The following is a 20,728-nucleotide window of genomic DNA, read 5'->3' on the forward strand; positions in this document are numbered from 1 at the left end:
GCATCTAACTCGTTCACACCCCTGTTAGGCGATAAATACTGAAGCGCTGAAGGGGTTTTGTCGTGCTTAATTTTTGCTCCGCTTGTTATCAACAACTAGGTATTACGATGGATATCCTTGCGAACTACGGCACTGTCCTGATTATTATTGCAGCAGCTTTCGGTTTTCTGATGGCTATCGGTATTGGCGCAAACGATGTTGCTAATGCGATGGGTACATCAGTAGGCTCAAAGGCTCTAACGGTTAAACAAGCGATCATTATCGCAATGATCTTTGAATTTGCCGGTGCATATTTAGCAGGTGGTGAAGTAACCGACACTATCCGTAAAGGCGTAATTGAAACGTCCCTATTTGCTCACCAGCCAGATGTATTAGTCTACGGTATGATGTCTGCACTTCTTGCCGCTGGTACATGGTTACTGCTGGCTTCCTACATGGGCTGGCCTGTATCAACCACTCACTCAATTATCGGTGCCATCATCGGTTTTGCCTGTGTTTCTGTTGGTACAGAAGCTGTAGATTGGGGCTCAGTTCAAGGTATCGTTGGTAGCTGGATCATCACTCCGGTCATCTCTGGTTTCTTTGCCTATGTTATCTTTGTCAGTGCACAGCGCCTGATCTTTGATACTGAGAAACCACTATTTAATGCAAAGCGCTTTGTTCCTGTGTACATGTTTATCACTACGATGGTGATCGCACTAGTTACAATTAAGAAAGGTCTTAAGCACGTTGGTCTACACCTTTCAAATGGCGAAGCGTGGATGTGGGCGGCTGTCGTTTCTGCACTTGTTATGGCAGGTGGTTACTTTTATATTCAAAAGAAATTCGCTAGCCGCGAAGACGACCACGGTTTTGCAGGTGTAGAAGGTATCTTCAGCGTACTGATGGTTATCACTGCGTGTGCGATGGCATTTGCTCACGGCTCGAACGACGTAGCAAACGCTATTGGTCCTCTATCTGCTGTCGTATCAACCGTTGAACACATGGGTGAAATCACCGGTAAGAGCACAATCGCTTGGTGGATTCTGCCATTAGGTGGTTTCGGTATCGTGGTTGGTCTAGCAACACTTGGCCATAAAGTAATGGCGACTGTTGGTACAGGTATCACTGAACTGACGCCAAGCCGTGGTTTCGCTGCTCAGCTAGCAACTGCATGTACTGTTGTACTTGCTTCGGGCACAGGCCTTCCTATCTCGACGACACAAACACTGGTTGGAGCGGTCTTAGGTGTTGGTTTTGCTCGCGGTATCGCAGCTCTTAACCTGGGCGTTGTACGTAACATCGTGGCTTCGTGGATTGTTACGCTACCAGCTGGTGCACTACTTGCAGTGGTGTTCTTCTACGCGATTCAGGCAATGTTCGTTTAATCAATAAGGTCAGTGATGTGTTAACACACTGTCATTATTGACTCAAAACCGCATAAAGGGAGGCTCAGCCTCCCTTCTTTGTTGCAGTCAACCTCGAAACTACTTACTATTTGGCGTTAGTAAAGAAATAGATTATGGGTTTGCAGACCCTCTTAGACTGTTAAAGGATTTACCGTGAAAAAACTGGTTTGCTTCGTTCTAGCATCAATGCTCGCTGTTCCAGCAGCAATGGCTCAAGACCGTTACATTTCTGATAAACTATTTACCTATATGCATTCAGGCCCTAGCAATGAGTTCCGAATTATTGGCAGCGTAGATGCTGGGGATAAAGTAAAGCTTCTCTCCGTAAATCGTGATAGTGGCTACACTCAAGTTCAAGATGGAAAAGGACGCAAAGGTTGGGTAGAGAGCCGTTTCGTCACCAGACAAGAAAGCATGGCGCTGCGTCTACCTAAGCTAGAAAAAGAACTGGCTGATGTTAAAGAGAAACTAGCCAATGCGCGTTCGAACGCAGACCAAGAGAAAGCAGGTCTGATTGACTCATTAGAAACACGTAATACCCAGATTAGCGAACTAGAGCAAGGCTACAGCGATATGAGCAAACAGCTGTCAGCGTCACAGGAAGAAGCTCGTAAGCTACGTGCTAAGCTAGACACACAAAAAGATGATCTCCTGCTTAAGTACTTTATGTACGGTGGCGGTGTAGCTGGCCTAGGTCTGCTATTTGGTTTGATTCTTCCTCATATCATTCCACGTAGAAAGCGCTCGCCTTCAGGTTGGGCATAAGCTCTTAGCAAAACAGTTCAATACCAAAAAAGGTCACATTGGTGACCTTTTCATTACCTCAGTTCAACCAGTGGCTAGCCTTGCCAATCATACAGTGCTGGTACTTCTATCAACTCACCTTTGAAGCGAATCAGGCAAGATTGCTGCTCAATAGAGACTAGCTCAATATCATCGCTCACCCAGTCACCTTGGTTATACTCAACACCATTGATCTTAACCCAACGCTTATTTGGTCTACTCGAATAGACATGAGTCTGGAAATTCATAGCAGGTAGTTTTCCAAACCAACGTTCTGCTTGCTGAGAAAGATGAGAAGCTTCACTGCTGCGAGCCCGTGACTCTCGCTTCGCTTTCGCATTGAGGGCTGATTCAAAACGTTGCGCCAACTCCGGTGAAAGTTGCGATAAGTCGACCCCAGACAAAAGATCATCCTTACTGGTTGAGGCAATATTATCAAGCGGCTCCACTTGCTCAAACACCTCTTCAGGTAGCGGGCTAACATTCTTTTCAGCTTGGCTTAACCAATCACTTTGATCTGTAATCGTCTCATCACGATAAGTTGCTGCTAATTGACCAAAATCTGGCGCTTGCTCTACCTGGTATTCAAAAGGCACCTCAACGATTACCGTCTGAGAAACATTCTGCTCCAACCACTGTTGTTTCTCAGATTTGTAGGTGTCATACACCATAAATGCAGCTACCAGCAGTGGTGGAATCACGGCAAAAGCGATATTTCGTTTATTAGATGGTTCATTCTGCTGTTGCATCAATGAATGGGCAAGGGGCTGATTTTGCGTAGTAAGGGTTTGATGACTACGCTCTGAACGTTCCAAGGCTTGCATCACTTTAGACATTAGAACTGACCTCTCGAGACGTTAATGAAGGCGCTTGTGGCTGAGAAAGCCTTTCCAGCAAGCGCAATGTTTTTTTGCCAGCAATGCCATCCACTGTTAGCCCCTGCCAACGCTGAAACAACTCGACTTTCTGTTTAAGCTGTAGATTGAACTGAGTTTGCCCTGATGCCTTTTCCCCTAACACTTGAGATAGATGTTGATCGAGCGCAGCAATCGCCTCACCTCTCATTCCAGGCTTCAACGTTTCATTCCAGTAGCTCTGCCAAATCTCTCGATATTCTCCTTGCCATATACGACTTAACCATTGACGTTCAAACTCGATAACTTGATCGTTCACTAACAGAGACACTTTGCTTTCAGAAAGTCCGTACAAGACAACAAAACGCGGTTGCTGCTCAATATGAAGTGTCAGCACAACAGGCACGTTTTTTTCGGCAAGCTGTTCAAGAGAGCCATTTTCAAGTACACAACGAAATACCCCTTCACCATTATCCAAACACAGTTGATCCAACACAGAAGCCCGATAGCCCCAGACTTTATACAATGAAGTAATCGCCGCTTCCTGGTTGTTAGCTTGATTGAGCAAGGTTTTCAGTTCCTGTGGAAACACTTGCTTGTTGTGCTGAGTATTCTCAACCGCAGGGTACTGCTGTTGTAGCTGGTGAGTTATTGTCGGAGTGACCAACATCGGCGTTGCGTAATAGGTGCCAACAGATAACACACCTGCCAATAATAGTGAGAGTAAACTGGGTGACAAGATTTTCTTTGTTACTGAGGCTTTCGCTGTCACTGGCAGCACCGATCCGGTTTGAAAGCTCATCACCTCATCACATGTAGCCGTAACCGTTGCATGAGAGGGTTGCGACTCACCAATGCTGTAGGCTTGCTTAAGGCAGGCATCACAGACTAAATTAATTAGACGTGGAATCCCTTGTGTATGACGGGCAATATACCGAATCGACTGAGCTGAAAACAAGCTCGGAGAGCCACCAGCCAAAGTAAGACGAAACTTGATGTAGTCTCTGGTCTCATCTTGATTAAGCGGCAATAGATGGTAGCGGCCTGTAATACGCTGCGCTAGCTGCCTTAACTGGGGCATTTGCAGTTTTTGCTGTAACTCAGGCTGACCAATCAGCAACACCTTAAGCAGCTTTTGGCTTTCCGTCTCTAGGTTGGTCAGTAAGCGTAACTGTTCTAGTACATCCGCAGACAGGTGCTGAGCCTCATCAATAACCAGCAGGGTTTGAACCCTGTTAGAATGATTATCCAACAAAAAGTGATGAATCTGTTGGTTAAGCTGCTTTAGCGAAGAGTTCGGTTCATAGCGAATACCAAACTCATCGCATACTGCCTCTAATAGCTCAATATTCGAGAAAGTAGGATTTAAGATCAACCCTGCACGCGTGTTATCTGCTAGAGTTTTAAGTATCGATTTTGCAATGGTCGTTTTACCCGTTCCTACTTCCCCCGTCAGCATAGCGAAGCCACCACCTTCACCTAGTCCAGCTTGGATTTGAAAGATCGCTTCTTTATGGCGCCGACTTTGATAGAGGAAACGAGAGTTTGGCACAATAGAAAAAGGCAACTCTGTCAGTGCAAAATGTTGTTGATACATAACTCTCTTCTCTGGGAATTTAGTGCTAAGAAAAGTACCATTGCTGACACGATTAGCCAATGGCAAACTGATGAAAAGGGAGAACTAGGTGCAAAGATACCTTGTTGGTGGAGCAGTTCGAGATCAACTGCTAGATATTGACGTCTATGACAGAGACTGGGTTGTTGTCGGCTCCACGCCTGAAGAGCTACTGAGAAAAGGTTATACAGCGGTAGGTAAAGACTTTCCTGTATTTCTTCACCCAGACAGTAAAGAAGAGCATGCTCTTGCGAGAACAGAGCGCAAAGTGGGCTCGGGCTATACTGGCTTTGAATGCTATTTTGCCATTGATGTCACCCTTGAAGAAGACTTACTCAGGCGCGACCTGACTATCAATGCCATAGCGCAAGATCCTAACGGCAATATCATCGATCCCTTTAACGGTCGACGAGATCTCGAAGATCGGATCTTACGCCACGTTTCTGATGCTTTTACCGAAGATCCCTTGCGAGTCCTGCGAGTCGCCCGTTTCGCAGCTAAGCTTCACCACTTAGGTTTTTGTGTTGCCGATGAAACCATCGAGCTTATGCGAAAAATCTCACATTCAGGTGAACTCGAGCACCTGACAGCCGAAAGAGTCTGGCAAGAATGGCATAAGTCCCTATCGACACAAAATCCGCAAATATTCCTATCGGTATTACGCGAGTGTGGTGCCTTAAAAGTGGTTTTGCCTGAACTAGATGTTCTGTTTGGCGTACCTCAGCCAGAAAAGTGGCACCCTGAAATTGATACTGGTATTCATACCCTACTCGTTGCCGAGCAAGCCGCTAAATTAAGTGACTCTTTAACTGTCCGTTTTGCCGCTCAAGTGCATGACTTGGGTAAAGGCATTACACCAAAATCAGAGTGGCCAAGCCATAAAATGCACTGCCACACTGGTGTTAAACTGATCAAAACACTGTGTGAGCGAGTGCGTGTTCCAAACGAGTTTCGTGATTTAGCTTTGATGGTGTGTGAACAACACTTCAACATCCATAGAGCCGCTGAGCTTCGACCTGAGACCAAACTCAAAGTCCTGAATAAGTTCGATGTGTGGCGTAAACCTGAACGCTTACAAGATATTCTGCTTTGTTGTATGGCCGATAGCCGAGGGCGAACAGGTCATGAAGAGATTGATTACCCACAAAAAGTTATCTTTGAGCAAGCCTATCAGGCTGCCCTTTCCATCAACGTACAAGACATCATTAAGGATGGCTTTAAAGGCGCAGATATTCGCACTGAGATGGAAAAGCGCAGAGTTGAGGCCATTCGACAAGCTTAAGCAGATTCCCTACTCTCTCCTTCGTAGCTCTATGGAATGACGGAAATAAAAAATGCCTCACTAAAAAGTGAGGCATTCAAAAGCATTAGTGCATAATTCTAACTAGTTGGTGCTGTAGCAAGGCAACAAAGAAGATTCAGCTATGGAGCATAGTTTCCTATGTGACTTAGTGAATCTTCTGCAGTTAACGCCGCTACAGTGCCAAATAGGACGAATTATTGACCTTTAACTTCTTTAAGACCGTTGAAAGGAGCTTTAGAACCTAGAGCTTCTTCGATACGGATAAGTTGGTTGTACTTAGCAACACGGTCAGAACGGCTCATAGAACCAGTCTTGATTTGACCTGCAGCTGTACCTACCGCTAGGTCAGCGATAGTTGCATCTTCAGTTTCGCCAGAACGGTGAGAGATTACTGCTGTGTAACCTGCTTCTTTAGCCATCTTGATTGCAGCTAGAGTCTCAGTTAGAGAACCGATTTGGTTGAACTTGATAAGGATAGAGTTAGCTACGCCTTTCTCGATACCTTCAGCAAGAATCTTAGTGTTAGTAACGAATAGATCGTCACCTACTAGTTGAAGCTTGTCACCTAGTAGTTCAGTTTGGTGCTTGAAGCCATCCCAATCAGACTCGTCTAGACCATCTTCGATAGAAACGATTGGGAATTGGTTAGCTAGCTCAGCTAGGTAGTGGTTGAACTCTTCAGAAGAGAAAGTCTTACCTTCGCCTTTCATGTTGTAAATGCCAGCTTCTTTGTCGAAGAACTCAGATGCTGCACAGTCCATAGCTAGAGTAACGTCTTTACCTAGTTCGTAACCAGCAGCAGCAACAGCTTCTGCGATAACTTCTAGAGCTTCAGCGTTAGACTTAAGGTTAGGAGCGAAACCACCTTCATCACCAACTGCAGTGCTGTAGCCTTTAGACTTAAGAACTTTAGCTAGGTTGTGGAATACTTCTGCACCGATACGTAGACCTTCTTTAAGAGTCTTAGCACCAACTGGTTGGATCATGAACTCTTGGATGTCAACGTTGTTATCAGCGTGCTCACCACCGTTGATGATGTTCATCATTGGTAGAGGCATAGAGAACTGACCAGCAGTACCGTTTAGCTCAGCGATGTGCTCGTATAAAGGCATGCCTTTAGCCGCTGCAGCAGCTTTAGCGTTTGCTAGAGAAACCGCTAGGATTGCGTTTGCGCCGAACTTAGACTTGTTTTCAGTGCCGTCTAGGTCGATCATTACTGCGTCGATTGCAGCTTGGTCTTTAGCGTCTTTACCAACTAGAGCTTCAGCGATTTCGCCGTTAACAGCTTCAACAGCTTTAAGAACACCTTTACCTAGGAAACGAGCTTTGTCGCCGTCACGTAGCTCAAGAGCTTCACGTGAACCAGTTGATGCGCCAGATGGAGCAGCAGCCATACCTACGAAACCGCCTTCTAGGTGTACTTCAGCTTCTACAGTTGGGTTACCACGTGAATCGATGATTTCACGACCTAGAACTTTAACGATCTTAGACATTGAATGTTTCCTTCTCGTTGAATATATAATGTCAAAATTAAGGGCAGCAGCACTACTAACGCTGCTGCCCGTATCCTTTACTTCTCTAATTCGCCGCGTTGGTATTCACCAGCCGCTTTCACGAAACCTGCAAATAGTGGGTGACCATCGCGAGGCGTTGAAGTGAACTCTGGGTGGAACTGAGCCGCTACAAACCAAGGGTGAGCTGGGTTCTCAATCACTTCTACCAGTTTCTTGTCTGCAGATAGACCTGACACTTTCAGACCTGCTTTTTCGATCTTAGGACGAAGAATATTGTTCACTTCATAACGGTGGCGGTGACGCTCATGGATTGTCGCGCTACCGTATAGTTCACGAGCCTTAGTCCCTTTTTCTAGGTGACACAGTTGTGAACCAAGACGCATAGTACCACCTAAGTCGGAGGTTTCAGTACGTTCTTCAACTTTACCTTCACCATCAACCCACTCAGTGATTAGACCAACAACTGGGTACTTCGTCTCTTTGTTAAATTCTGTTGAGTGTGCACCTTCCATACCCGCTACGTTACGCGCGTATTCAATCAGTGCGACTTGCATACCTAGACAGATACCTAAGTAAGGTACGTTGTTTTCACGAGCGTATTTTGCAGCAAGGATCTTACCTTCTACACCACGGTCGCCAAAACCACCAGGAACAAGGATTGCGTCAAGGTCAGCAAGTGCTTCATCACCTTTTGACTCAACATCTTGTGAATCTACGTATTTAATTTTTACGCTTAGACGGTTCTTAAGGCCTGCGTGTTTCAGTGCTTCGTTGACTGATTTGTAAGCGTCTGGCAGTTCAATGTACTTACCAACCATACCGATAGTGACTTCACCAGTTGGGTTCGCTTCTTCGTAGATTACTTGTTCCCATTCAGACAGGTTAGCTTCAGGAGCTGTAATGCCAAAGCGTGAACATACTAGGTCATCTAGACCTTGAGCTTTAATTAGTTGAGGGATCTTGTAGATAGAATCTACATCCTTCATTGAGATTACTGCTTTCTCTTGAACGTTACAGAACAGAGCAATCTTCTTACGCTCGTTCGCAGGGATCATGCGATCGCTACGACAAACCAGAATGTCTGGTTGGATACCGATAGAAAGTAGTTCTTTAACTGAGTGCTGAGTCGGCTTAGTTTTCACTTCACCTGCTGCTGCTAGGTAAGGAACTAGAGTAAGGTGCATGAACATTGCTCGTTCACGGCCCAGTTCTACAGCAAGCTGACGAATCGCTTCCATAAATGGTAGAGATTCGATGTCACCAACCGTACCACCGACTTCAACGATCGCAACATCATGACCTTCAGCGCCAGAAATTACACGATCTTTGATTGCGTTAGTGATGTGAGGGATAACCTGAATTGTTGCACCTAGGTAATCACCACGACGCTCTTTAGCGAGAACGTCTGAGTAAACACGACCTGCAGTGAAGTTGTTGCGCTTAGACATCTTGGTGCGAATGAAACGCTCATAGTGACCAAGGTCAAGGTCAGTTTCAGCGCCATCTTCCGTGACGAACACCTCACCATGTTGAGTTGGGCTCATAGTGCCTGGGTCAACGTTAATGTAAGGGTCAAGCTTCATCATAGTCACTTTAAGACCACGAGCTTCTAGAATAGCCGCAAGAGATGCTGCTGCAATACCTTTACCTAGAGAGGATACAACCCCGCCAGTAACAAAAATGTAATTTGTCGTCATGTTTAACCTGAAATTGGTTGAATGAGGGAAAATGGATTTCTTCTGGACGGGATATAAATATACCAGAAGCCCTTTTCCGCTACAACGTGAAATCTATCACACTGCAATTTTTTATTTTTTGCTTCAAATCAAATTCAAGTGGTGGATTAGTTGCCACTACCTTACTTAGCTTCTAGCGTTTTTACTCTGTCCCAAAACGCATCTAACTGTTCCAAATCGTAATCAGATAGCTGCTTGCCCTGCTCTGCGACCAGTGCCTCGACACCTTTGAAACGTTTAGCAAACTTAAGATTGGCTTTGCTTAAAGCGACTTCAGGGTCTTTACCCAGATGACGCGCAAAATTCACCGTTGCAAACAGTAAATCACCTAATTCCAACTCAATTTTTTCTTCGTCACGAGAGACTTGCAGCGCCTCTTCCATCACTTCATCTATCTCTTCTTGAACCTTACCCACAACCGGGCCAATCGAGTCCCAGTCAAAGCCATACTTAGCGCATTTTTTTTGCATCTTTGTGGCACGTAATAACGCAGGAAGAGAATTTGGTATTGAGTCTAGAATACTTTGCTCTGTTTTGCCTACTTGTGCTTTTTCTTTGGCTTTTTCCGCTTCCCAATTTGCATTGATCTGCTCATCAGTTTCAAATTCAACATCTGAAAAAACATGAGGATGACGACGAGTCAGCTTTTCATTAACATTTTCCACCACTTCGGAAAAATCAAACAGTTGCTGCTCTCTAGCCAATTGGCTATAGAAGATAACTTGAAAAAGTAGGTCACCTAATTCTTCTTTTAAATTCGGCCAGTCTCGATTCTGAATCGCATCAACGACTTCATAGGTCTCTTCAATGGTGTGCGGCACAATAGTGTCAAAGCTCTGCTTGAGATCCCAAGGGCAGCCGCTCTCTGGGTCACGAAGCTGCGCCATAATCTGTTCTAACTGTTCAATCGGGTGACTCATTTTCTCTATTCCTTTAAACCTTTCTATCTAAAGAAAAAAGGTGAGCGGCCAAAACCACTCACCTTTAATTGTTATCTGTTGCACTCAAGAGTGATTTATAAACGAACTGGGAGCTCTAATTACTTTAAGAGATTCCCTATCGAGTTCGTCCCTTACTGTAAGTGACCACTCTTTTTACTAAGTAGTTGGTTCTTCTAACAAGGCAACGAACTTACGAGACTCCTGAGCATAGCTCGCCTATGTGATGGAGCGAGTATAGTGAAGTTAACGCAGTTAGAAAGCCAAATACGACGTAAAAACTAGCCGAGGCGTTTAACGCTCATCACATCTTTGATCTGCTCAACTCGCTTAGACACACGCGTTAGGATCTCAACGTTGGTCACTTCCAAATCAAAGTCCATGATCGACATTTGAGTGCGGTAATCAACACGACTTTTCATGCTGGTAACCTTGATCTTCTCATTAGCAAACAAGCTAGTGATGTCTTTAAGCAAGCCACCACGTTCCATCGCTTCAACGCGAACAGTTAAGATGTAAGAGCCGACAAAGCCGCTGCCCCAAACCGTTTCGATAATACGTTCAGGTGCATGGTGACGTAGCTCTTCTAGCTGTTCACAGTCTGCTCTGTGTACTGAAATGCCGCGCCCTTGTGTAATATAACCTGCAATTTCATCACCAGGGATAGGCTGACAACAACGTGCAAGGTGGGTCATCAGGTTATCAACCCCTTCAACCACGACCGCATCTTTCTTAGGACGACTTTGCGCTGGTGCTTTATTCTCTGCCTCTTGCAGCTTCTCAAGAGCTTGTTGGTCTTCTTCCTCTGCCGTTGGTTTATTTACCAACGCGTTGATGTGATTAATCACTTGGTTGATACGTAAATCACCGCTTCCGATGCCAACATACAGTTCATCAGTGCTGTTGACGTTAAAGCGTTTCAACGCATACTGTTCTGCGTCTTTTAACGTCGCACCAATTTTTTGCAGCTCGACTTCAAGGATATCGCGCCCTGCTTCAACATTTTTCTCACGACTTTGCTTGCGGAACCAAGCATTAATTTTTGCGCGCGCTCGACCTGAAGTGACAAAGCCCATTGATGGGTTTAGCCAGTCACGTGATGGATTAGGCTCTTTCGAGGTGATAATCTCAACCTGATCACCCATTGCCAGTTTATGAGTAAACGGCACAATACGGCCTGCGACTTTAGCACCAATACAGCGGTGGCCCACTTCGGAGTGAATGTGGTATGCAAAATCGAGCGGTGTCGCGCCCATTGGTAGGTCGACTACGTCACCACGTGGAGTAAACGCATACACTCGGTCATCAAACACTTGGCTACGAAGTTCATCGAGCATTTCACCCGAATCAGACATCTCTTCTTGCCAGTCAAGTAGCTTACGCAGCCAAGTAATCTTCTCATCGTAACCACTACGGCCACCGCCACCTTCTTTGTATTTCCAGTGTGCCGCGACGCCGAGTTCAGAATCTTCGTGCATGTCTTTAGTACGAATCTGAATCTCAATCGTCTTGCCTTCAGGGCCGAGAATAACGGTGTGAATCGACTGGTAACCGTTAGGTTTAGGGTTTGCTACATAATCATCAAACTCACTTGGCAAGTGCTTATACTTGGTATGCACCGTACCTAGTGCCGCATAGCAATCTTGCAGTTTGTCAGCGATAATACGTACCGCTCGAACATCGAATAGCTCGTCAAAAGCGAGCCCTTTCTTCTGCATTTTTCGCCAGATGCTGTAGATATGTTTTGGACGCCCACTCACCTCAGCATTAATAGAAGAGGTCTTCATTTCAGATGTCAAGTCATCAACAAAATCTTTGATGTACTGCTCGCGCACAATACGGCGCTCAGAGAGCTGCTTAGCTATCTGCTTGTAGGTATCGGGCTGTTGGTAGCGAAATGCGTAATCTTCGATTTCCCACTTTAACTGACCTATGCCCAGGCGGTTAGCCAGTGGAGCATAGATGTTGACACACTCTTGCGCTGCTGCTCGGCGCACTTCATCCGGTGCTTTCTTAACTTCAATCAGGTTACAGATGCGTTCCGCGAGTTTAATCACCACACAACGGAAATCATCGACCATCGCCAACAACATACGGCGTACATTGTCGACCTGAGAAGAAGCTGCGCTACCTTCAAGTGTCACATTTAGCTGACCTAGCGCGGCCATCTCTTCTACACCGTCGATCAACTTAATGGTTTCTTTACCAAAATCTTCTTCGAACTGCTCTCGGCCGTATGCATCACTTGAAACCAGTGGGAATAATAACGCCGCGACTAGGGTCGCTTTATCCATTGATAACGTAATAAGGATCTCGACCATTTCGCGCCCACGCCACAAGAGTAGCGGGCCTTGCTCCTTATCTTGCAAAACAGCCTCACCACGGAGGTATACTTCTTTTAAGCGCTTAGATATTTTAGGGTCTTGCCTTAAGCTAGAAATCCACTTATCTAGCTCAAACTGTTCGTCTTGATTTAAATGTGCGCTTCTGACCGCAACCATTATTTTCGTCCTGTTCTTTTTCTATTATCGAACTGCCCATGTTCAGACTACTGACGACCAAGGAAGTTCGTTTTAATCCTTTGCAAAGAGCGCCATAGATTCTAAATGGCTTGTATGCGGAAACATATCGAGCATAGCTAATTTTTCCAATTTATAGCCCTGATCTAGCAAACTTTGTGAGTCTCTGGCGAGGGTGGCTGGGTTGCATGAGACATACACAACTCGACTGGCACCCAATGCCGACAACTGCTCGACAATACCGCTGGCTCCCGCCCTTGCAGGATCAAGCAGTATTTTATCAAATTTTTCGACTGCCCAGGGCTGACCAGACATATCTTGTTCCAAATTAGCCTGATAAAAAGCAATATTGCTAATACCATTAATTTGGGCATTATTTGTCGCTTTTTCAACCATGGCCTCAACGCCTTCGACCCCGACAACACTCGCCACCTGCTTTGCCATTGGCAAACTAAAGTTGCCCAAACCACAAAATAGGTCTAATACCCTGTCTTTCTCACTCAGCTCAAGCCAAGACAACGCTTGCTCAACCATTGCCTGATTCACTTTTTGGTTAACTTGGATGAAATTATTAGGTTCAAACGGAATCGTCACACCAGCTTCTAAATAGTGGGCAGACTCACCAAGCACATGATTAAGTTGATCAGTTTCCGGCATCAGATACAGACTTGCCTGATTCTGACAAGCAAACTCTTCAAGCGCTTGCTGCTCACTCTCTTTAAGTGCTTTTAAGTGGCGTAGCACAATCACCTTGGCATTGTCCCCCTTAACCAATTCGATATGACCAATATCTTCTTGGTTTGAGAAGCCTTTCAGTAGCTGATAAAGAGGGGCTAACAAGCTATCTAGCTCGGTATCAAGCACAGGGCAATGAGTGACGTTCACGATATCTTTGCTCTGTTTTTTGCGAAACCCAAACTCTAGCTCACGGGTTTTCTTGTTCAGCTTGATACTAACGCGGGCACGGCGACGATAGCTACGCTCATCTCCCACCACTGGTGCGTCTAAAGCGACACTTTGCCCAGCAAACTTACTCATCAGTTGGCTCAAAGTCTGCTGTTTGTACTCTTGCTGTGCTTCAATAGACAAATGCTGCATATTGCAGCCGCCACACTCAGCATAGTGTTTGCAAAATGGCTCTATACGTTGCTCGCTTATTTTTTGAATCTTAATTAACCTTGCACGAGCGAACTTGCTCTTACTTTCTGTCAGTTGAGCGAGAACTTGTTCACCTGGCAGAGCACCTTCTATAAAAATGGGCTTTTTATTCTGGTAGGCCATACCTGCGCCGTGATGATCCAACTTTTCAATCGTCAGCGATTGATGTTTGGTATTCAGTTGAGTTTTCTTCTTTGGTTGGAAAAAACGCGCCATGCTTTGTGCCTACTATTTATGACCTTACGGCCTATTGCTCGAATTGCTGCTTGTGTCCCAAGCTTTTACGCTTGAATCATTGTCTGAGCCGACTGAGTTGATTATGCTTAGGTGATTACTTCGACGGCTTCTTTTATTTTGGAAGTTATTTTCCCATATCCACACCACGATGTTTAGACAATAATGACAAGATATGGCTTACGCGCCCGCGTTATTACTCTTACCTTAGCGCCGACGCTAATTATCGGACTACTTCTGAGTGCTTTTTTCTCTTTCAACCGCTATCACGACTTAGAAAAGCAGGTTATTAATTCAGGATTAAGTATTATCGAACCGCTGGCGATCGCCAGTGAAGATGGATTAAAGAATAACAGCCGTGAATCAGTGCGCCGTATCATCAGCTACGCCCATCGTAAGAATTCTAAATTTGTTCGCAGTATCGCTGTGTTCGATTACAACCACGAACTGTTTGTTACTTCGAACTTCCACCCAAACTTTGAGCTGTTGACCTTTCCGCGCAATAAACCGATTCCACTTCTGGTCAGTTCAGACTTACAAGAAAATACCTTAATTCTGCGTGCACCTGTCATTGCCGAATCTGGGCTTGTCGCCACCATGAAAGGACCAAACTCAAATCCGGCTCTTGGCTATGTTGCTATCGAACTCGATCTTTCTTCATTGCGCTTGCAACAGTATCAAGAAATTTTCTCTGCGTTTTTAGTCTTGCTAATCGGTTTAGGTTTATCCGCCGTCTTTGCGTACCGCTTGATGTACGATGTGACTCGACCAATCTCGCACATGAAAAACATGGTCGACCGAATTCGCCGTGGTCATTTAGATGTGCGTATCGAAGGTAAGATGCATGGTGAGTTGGACTCACTGAAAAACGGTATTAATGCGATGGCTGTATCTCTGTCTGAGTACCATGTAGAAATGCAGCACAGTATCGACCAAGCCACCTCTGACTTACGAGAAACCTTAGAACAGCTAGAAATTCAAAACGTCGAACTCGATATCGCGAAAAAACGTGCACAAGAAGCTGCCCGCGTGAAGTCGGAATTCCTAGCTAATATGTCTCATGAGCTACGTACTCCTCTCAATGGAGTGATTGGTTTTACCCGCCAAATGCTTAAGACAACCCTGACCAACAGCCAAACAGATTACCTACAAACCATCGAAAAATCAGCTAACAACCTACTCAATATTATCAATGACATTCTTGATTTCTCGAAACTGGAGGCTGGCAAACTGGCACTGGAAAATATCCCATTTGATTTCCAAGGCTCGCTTGAAGAAGTGGTTAGCTTACAAGCCACCAGCGCCCACGAAAAAGGACTAGAGCTGACGCTAAAAGTTGATCCTAAGATACCAACCGGTCTTGTCGGTGACCCCTTACGTATTCAGCAGGTTCTGACCAATTTGGTCGGCAACTCGATTAAGTTCACTGAGCGAGGTAACATTGATATCAGCGTTGAACTCCGCTCACAAAGAGACGATTCGGTTGAGCTGCAGTTTATGGTACGCGACACAGGCATCGGTATTTCCGAGCGCCAGCAATCACAACTCTTCCAGGCCTTTAGCCAAGCTGACGCCAGTATATCAAGACGCTATGGCGGTACAGGACTAGGTCTTGTTATCACCCAAAAACTGGTTAGCCAGATGGGTGGTGAAATAAGTCTCACCAGCCGCCTCCACCAAGGCTCCACATTCTGGTTTACCTTACGCCTATCATCAACAGATATGCCTGTTAGCGATCTTGTTGAAACCCAAACACTACGACAGCGTACCTTGTTACTGGTCGAGCCAAATATGCAAGCTGCCTCAGTCATCCAGCAAACCTTAGTTCAAGAAGGCTTGATAGTTACCTATCGTTCTTTTCTACCTGAAGAAGCCGAAAGCTTTGATTATGTGCTTCTCAACCTTTCTCCAAGTAAAGACAACGATACCAACTCAGTGCAGCTAATGGTCGAACAAGCAATGCGCTGTGCTCCGCACGTGGTGGTGGGTACGCCAAGCACGGCATTGGCGCTGTCTGATCACTTGATTCAGCAATACCATATTCACTGTATCACTAAGCCACTCTCGCGTAGGAAGCTGCTGCAGACCTTAGCCGCCAATCAAGAAAGTATTCTACTGCTTGAAAGCCCTGAAGAAAGTAACGAGACCTTACCGCTTAGAGTCATGGCAGTTGACGACAATCCTGCGAACTTGAAACTGATCAGTGCTCTACTTCAAGAACGCGTTGAAAGCGTGATTACCTGTACTAACGGTGTCGATGCGGTTAAGCAAGCCGAAGTACAGCACTTTGATATCATCCTCATGGATATTCAAATGCCACATATGGATGGTGTGACCGCCTGTAATAAGATTAAACAAACTGAGTTAAACGCTAATACACCAATTATCGCCGTTACCGCTCATGCGATGAGCGGTGAACGAGATCGACTGCTTCAAGCTGGCATGGATGACTACCTCACCAAACCTATCGAAGAGCATGTACTGCAACAAGTCTTGATGCATTGGAACCCACACACCAATGAGCAAGAGTTAGAAAAACTAGAGATCACTACTGGTGCGCTTTCTATCGATAGCCAAATCGAGGAGTCTCCTCCAACTGAGCACAACAATATGATCATTGACTGGCAAGCCGCGCTTAAACAGTCTGCCAATAAAGAGGATCTAGCACGTGATATGCTCAAGATGTTGGTCGACTATATTCCAGAGGTCAGCTCCATCGTTGACGCCGCGCTCGAAGATGACCATTTTGATATTGAGCAGTTGATTCATCATGTGCATAAACTGCATGGCAGCAGCTCATACTGCGGCGTACCGAGGCTAAAAAATGTCTGTGCGGCAATAGAGAAAGCGTTACGTTCAGGTTCTGCTATTGAGGATATCGAGCCTGAGTTATTCGAGCTACAAGATGAGATGGAGAAAGTGGTCGCGAGCGCTAGGCCTTATTTGGAAACCTAAAAATGGAAGAGAGCTAAACAGTTAGCTCTCTAAAATAACGGTGGCGACAGCATAGTGCCGTTCATCAGAAATAGACAGGTGGATATGCTCCACCTGTTTTTGTTTGGCTAGTTCCAAGGCTGTACCTGACAGACTTAGCACTGGTTTACCTAACTCATCGTTGGTGATTTCAAAGTCATGAAAACTGACGCCAAGTGCGATACCACTACCTAATGCTTTTGATGCAGCCTCTTTCGCTGCAAAGCGCTTAGCCAGAAAGCGTCCTTGCTGTTTGAGAGTAGCAAATTTTTCTAACTCTGTTTGAGTCAGTATTCGCTTAGCAAATGGCTCACCACTTCGACCAAGCGCTTTTTCAACACGTTCGATCTCTGCGATATCTGTGCCTAAACCAACAATTGCCATGCTTAACGACGCGCTTCAACCATAATCGCTTTCATGTCAGCAACCGCTTTGTGCAAGCCATCAAATACCGCACGACCAATAATCGAGTGGCCAATGTTAAGCTCAAAAATCTCTGGGATTGCTGCGATCGGTGCCACGTTGTGGTAAGTCAGACCGTGCCCTGCGTTTACGGTAATACCGAGATCAGCTGCATAGCTTGCACCAGCAGCAATTTTCTTCAGCTCATCTTGCTGATCTTCTTCAGTTTCCGCGTCTGCATAATGACCAGTGTGCAATTCAATAAATGGTGCGCCACACGTTTTTGCTGCATCAATTTGCTCACGGTCTGCATCAATAAACAGAGACACTTTAATACCTGCCTCGGTTAGCGTTTGGGTTGCTGCTTTTACTTTCTCGAGGTGTCCTGCGACATCCAAGCCACCTTCCGTTGTTAGTTCTTCACGTTTCTCTGGTACAAGACAGACGTATTCAGGTTTAGTGTTAAGTGCAATCTCAACCATCTCGTCAGTGACGGCCATTTCTAGGTTCATACGCGTTTGCAGTGTTTCACGCAGAATACGCACATCACGATCAACAATATGGCGTCGATCTTCACGTAGGTGGATCGTAATACCATCAGCACCCGCACGCTCTGCAATTTCAGCAGCATGAACCGGATCTGGGTACTTAGTACCGCGCGCGTTACGTAGCGTTGCAATGTGGTCGATATTGACACCTAGGTAAATTGAGCTCATTTTCCAATACTCCGTTTGGGAACCATGCTAAGAAAGAGTTCCCTGCTTTTTAATGGTTTGCCGCCAAGATACGGCTTTAATGCTATACGTGTAAAGCGTTTTGCCGCTTTAAGTTGTTCTTTTGTGGTAAATCTACGTTCACTAATGGCGATCAGTTCACTGCCATGGAAAGTGAGATTGTCTTTACGTACTGAAGCAATAAACCCTTTTTGTTCTCGGTAGCAATATGTCATGCTGGGGTCAACAGGTTCACCCGTACCAGCACAATGCAGAAAATCAACGCCGTAGCCCATCGAAGAAAGCAGTGCGAGTTCAAATCGTCTCAGGGCGGGTTCAGGATTGTCACACTGAGCCAATTCCGTCAGTGCATGTAAGTAATCGTGAAATAACGCTGGCATAGCTACTTCTGCCATGAGCACTCGCCCCACTAATTCGTTGACGTACATCCCCGAATAGAGGTTGACTCCCGTCAGAGGCAAACCAAGGCTGATCGGCTCGGCTTGACGCAAAGTTTTCATTGAGCCATTACCCGACCATTTAAGTAGCAGCGGGGTAAAAGGTTGCAACGCGCCCTTGAGGTTCGAACGTTTGCTTCGAGCCCCTTTTGACATTAACGTCACACGGCCATACTCCTCACTAAACACATCGAGAATCAAACTCGACTCGCTGTAAGGGCGGCGGTGTAAAACAAAGCAGCGTTGTAAACCTTCAGAGGACATAAAATCTGCCACAGAATTATTAAATAATTATGATAAAAAATAAGGAGCCATCTGGCTCCTTATTTCGTCTTGCACGGAGCGAAGCATTTAGCCTCGCGCAGCTTATAGATCGTCAATATAGCCAAGAGAGCGCAGTGCTCGCTCGTCATCCGCCCAACCAGATTTTACTTTTACCCAAGTTTCTAGGTAAACCTTGCGGCCGAACAGCTCTTCCATATCTAGTCGCGCTTCACGACCAATCGTTTTGATCTTCTCACCCCCTTTACCAATTACCATCTTCTTCTGGCCATTACGCTCAACCAAAATAAGGGCATTGATGTGGAAACCATCCGTTTCCGGGTTGTAATCAAAACGCTCAATCTCAACCGTTACCGAGTAAGGTAATTCCTCACCGGTAAAACGCATAAGCTTTTCACGCACAATCTCTGACGCCATAAAGCGCTGAGATCGGTCAGTCACATATTCTTCAGGAAAGTGGTGCGTCGCTTTAGGTAAATGGTCGCGAACATGTTTACGCAGTACGTCGATGTTTTTGCCTTGTTTTGCCGAGATAGGCACTACGTCAACAAACTCCATTTTCTTCGACATATCCATCATGTGTTGCATGACGTCATTGCGATCTTGGACGTTGTCTACCTTGTTGACACACAAAACCACAGGGAAGTTAGACTTCTGCAGCTTAGTCAGAACCATTTCATCGTCGTTAGTCCAGTGCGTACCATCAACGAGGAAAAACACTAGGTTTACATCACTTAACGAAGAGTTCGCTGCGCGGTTCATCAAGCGGTTGATTGCGCGCTTCTCTTCGATATGTAGTCCCGGTGTATCAACGTAAATTGCTTGATAATCACCTTCAGTATCAACACCCATAATACGGTGACGAGTCGTCTGCGGTTTACGTGATGTAATCGAAATTTTCTGCCCAAGGATGCGGTTGAGCAGTGTCGACTTACCTACATTAGGGCGACCTACGATCGCAATAAAACCACAGTGTTGGTTCTCTGGTGAACTCTCTTTCTCACTGTTCGATGAGAAAAACGTGTCGATATCAAATTCGTTGTTGTCAGTTGAATCAGTCATTGGTCAATTGCTCTAGTGCTAATTCAGCAGCCGCTTGTTCTGCCTTGCGGCGGCTGGTGCCTTTACCAATAACAGGCTGTCCAATACCTGCCACTTCACACGAAACCGTAAACTCTTGGTTATGTGCTTCACCTTTAATATTAGTCACTGTATAAGCGGGTAGCGGCTTTCTTCGCCCTTGAAGAAATTCCTGAAGGCGCGTTTTCGGGTCTTTTTGCGAAACTCCCGGCTTGATTGCATCAAGACGCGTTTTATACCAGCTCAGAATAATGCCACGTACGACTTCGATATCGCTATCAAGGTAGATGGCACCAATAATGGCTTCTACAGCATCGGCAAGAATTGAGTCACGACGGAAACCGCCACTTTTTAATTCACCTGGACCTAATTTTAAGTGATCTCCTAGTTCGAATTCACGACCTAGCTCCGCCAGCGTGTTTCCACGTACTAGTGTGGCACGCATACGGCTCATGTCCCCTTCATTGACCTTCGGGAAACGGTGATAAAGATCATCAGCAATGACAAAACTTAAAATTGAATCGCCCAGAAACTCAAGACGCTCATTATGTTTTCCATTAGCACTGCGGTGTGTCAGCGCCAAACTGATTAACTCAGCATCATTAAATTGATAACCGAGCTTTTTCTCTAGTTTTGCAATAGGAGAATTCATGCTCTCTCATTCATAATTTCGAATTTTCTAAATAGTTGATTTCACAGCTAGGCGACAAATAAATCCAGCCCTATGAACATAGAGGCTCTATGTGATTAGGGTGGATTTATGCAGTCAACAACGCTG

The 20,728-nt window shown here is 45.5% G+C and carries 16 protein-coding genes; 4 read left to right on the forward strand and 12 right to left on the reverse strand.

The genetic code is table 11. The features are described 5' to 3' along the window. The first annotated feature begins 107 nt into the window (after positions 1–107). Positions 108–1,367, forward strand: coding sequence for an inorganic phosphate transporter (locus APB76_RS21385; RefSeq protein ID WP_054962040.1), 1,260 nt, complete (start codon positions 108–110; stop codon positions 1,365–1,367). Between the two features lie 174 nt (positions 1,368–1,541). After that, on the forward strand, positions 1,542–2,153 hold the full coding sequence (locus APB76_RS21390; protein WP_049845360.1) for a TIGR04211 family SH3 domain-containing protein: 612 nt from the start codon (positions 1,542–1,544) through the stop codon (positions 2,151–2,153). Positions 2,154–2,227: 74 nt separating this feature from the next. Here APB76_RS21390 and APB76_RS21395 read toward each other — a convergent pair whose 3' ends face one another. Together APB76_RS21395 and APB76_RS21400 are read right to left on the reverse strand one after the other, a co-directional pair. Further along, entirely contained in the window at positions 2,228–3,007 is a 780-nt protein-coding gene (locus tag APB76_RS21395; RefSeq protein WP_054962041.1) for a general secretion pathway protein GspB, read from the reverse strand. Continuing rightward, positions 3,000–4,622, reverse strand: coding sequence for an ExeA family protein (locus APB76_RS21400; protein WP_054962042.1), 1,623 nt, complete (start codon positions 4,620–4,622; stop codon positions 3,000–3,002). The genes APB76_RS21395 and APB76_RS21400 overlap by 8 nt, the downstream gene beginning before the upstream one ends. 88 nt (positions 4,623–4,710) lie before the next feature. Here APB76_RS21400 and APB76_RS21405 point away from each other — a divergent pair, with 88 nt between their 5' ends. Continuing rightward, the gene (locus APB76_RS21405) at positions 4,711–5,922 is read left to right on the forward strand and encodes a multifunctional CCA addition/repair protein (protein ID WP_054962043.1); all 1,212 of its coding nucleotides are present in this window, start codon (positions 4,711–4,713) and stop codon (positions 5,920–5,922) included. 215 nt (positions 5,923–6,137) lie between these two features. Here the strand turns inward: APB76_RS21405 and eno are convergent, their stop codons facing one another. The 5 genes from eno to rlmD form a co-directional block, all read right to left on the reverse strand. Continuing rightward, positions 6,138–7,436 (reverse strand): phosphopyruvate hydratase, encoded by a 1,299-nt coding sequence (gene eno, locus APB76_RS21410; protein ID WP_054962044.1) that lies wholly within the window; start codon positions 7,434–7,436, stop codon positions 6,138–6,140. 77 nt (positions 7,437–7,513) lie between these two features. Beyond that, on the reverse strand, positions 7,514–9,154 hold the full coding sequence (locus tag APB76_RS21415; protein WP_049845365.1) for a CTP synthase: 1,641 nt from the start codon (positions 9,152–9,154) through the stop codon (positions 7,514–7,516). 161 nt (positions 9,155–9,315) lie between these two features. Continuing rightward, positions 9,316–10,113 carry a nucleoside triphosphate pyrophosphohydrolase gene (mazG, locus tag APB76_RS21420; protein ID WP_054962045.1) on the reverse strand — a complete coding sequence of 266 codons (798 nt, stop codon included), beginning with the start codon at positions 10,111–10,113 and terminating at the stop codon, positions 9,316–9,318. A 299-nt stretch (positions 10,114–10,412) separates the two neighbouring features. Next, the gene (gene relA / locus APB76_RS21425; protein WP_054962046.1) at positions 10,413–12,632 is read right to left on the reverse strand and encodes a GTP diphosphokinase; all 2,220 of its coding nucleotides are present in this window, start codon (positions 12,630–12,632) and stop codon (positions 10,413–10,415) included. 72 nt (positions 12,633–12,704) lie between these two features. Then, positions 12,705–14,024, reverse strand: a complete 1,320-nt coding sequence (rlmD, locus tag APB76_RS21430) for a 23S rRNA (uracil(1939)-C(5))-methyltransferase RlmD (protein ID WP_054962047.1) — start codon at positions 14,022–14,024, stop codon at positions 12,705–12,707. A gap of 183 nt (positions 14,025–14,207) precedes the next feature. Between rlmD and barA the strand changes: the two genes are divergently transcribed. After that, positions 14,208–16,997: a two-component sensor histidine kinase BarA gene (barA, locus tag APB76_RS21435; RefSeq protein WP_054962048.1), complete on the forward strand. Its 2,790-nt coding sequence runs from the start codon at positions 14,208–14,210 to the stop codon at positions 16,995–16,997. Between the two features lie 21 nt (positions 16,998–17,018). Here the strand turns inward: barA and acpS are convergent, their stop codons facing one another. The 5 genes from acpS to rnc all read right to left on the reverse strand — a co-directional run bounded on the left by acpS (position 17,019) and on the right by rnc (position 20,602). Further along, entirely contained in the window at positions 17,019–17,399 is a 381-nt protein-coding gene (acpS, locus tag APB76_RS21440) for a holo-ACP synthase (RefSeq protein ID WP_054962049.1), read from the reverse strand. A gap of 2 nt (positions 17,400–17,401) precedes the next feature. Then, positions 17,402–18,133: a pyridoxine 5'-phosphate synthase gene (gene pdxJ, locus APB76_RS21445; protein ID WP_054962050.1), complete on the reverse strand. Its 732-nt coding sequence runs from the start codon at positions 18,131–18,133 to the stop codon at positions 17,402–17,404. Further along, positions 18,130–18,852 carry a DNA repair protein RecO gene (gene recO / locus APB76_RS21450; RefSeq protein ID WP_054962051.1) on the reverse strand — a complete coding sequence of 241 codons (723 nt, stop codon included), beginning with the start codon at positions 18,850–18,852 and terminating at the stop codon, positions 18,130–18,132. The genes pdxJ and recO overlap by 4 nt, the downstream gene beginning before the upstream one ends. A gap of 102 nt (positions 18,853–18,954) precedes the next feature. Further along, entirely contained in the window at positions 18,955–19,932 is a 978-nt protein-coding gene (era, locus tag APB76_RS21455; RefSeq protein ID WP_054962052.1) for a GTPase Era, read from the reverse strand. Further along, positions 19,925–20,602: a ribonuclease III gene (gene rnc / locus APB76_RS21460; protein WP_049845374.1), complete on the reverse strand. Its 678-nt coding sequence runs from the start codon at positions 20,600–20,602 to the stop codon at positions 19,925–19,927. The genes era and rnc overlap by 8 nt, the downstream gene beginning before the upstream one ends. Positions 20,603–20,728 lie beyond the last annotated feature (126 nt).

This window comes from Vibrio bivalvicida (genome assembly GCF_001399455.2).
GTDB classification, from domain to species: Bacteria; Pseudomonadota; Gammaproteobacteria; order Enterobacterales; family Vibrionaceae; genus Vibrio; species Vibrio bivalvicida.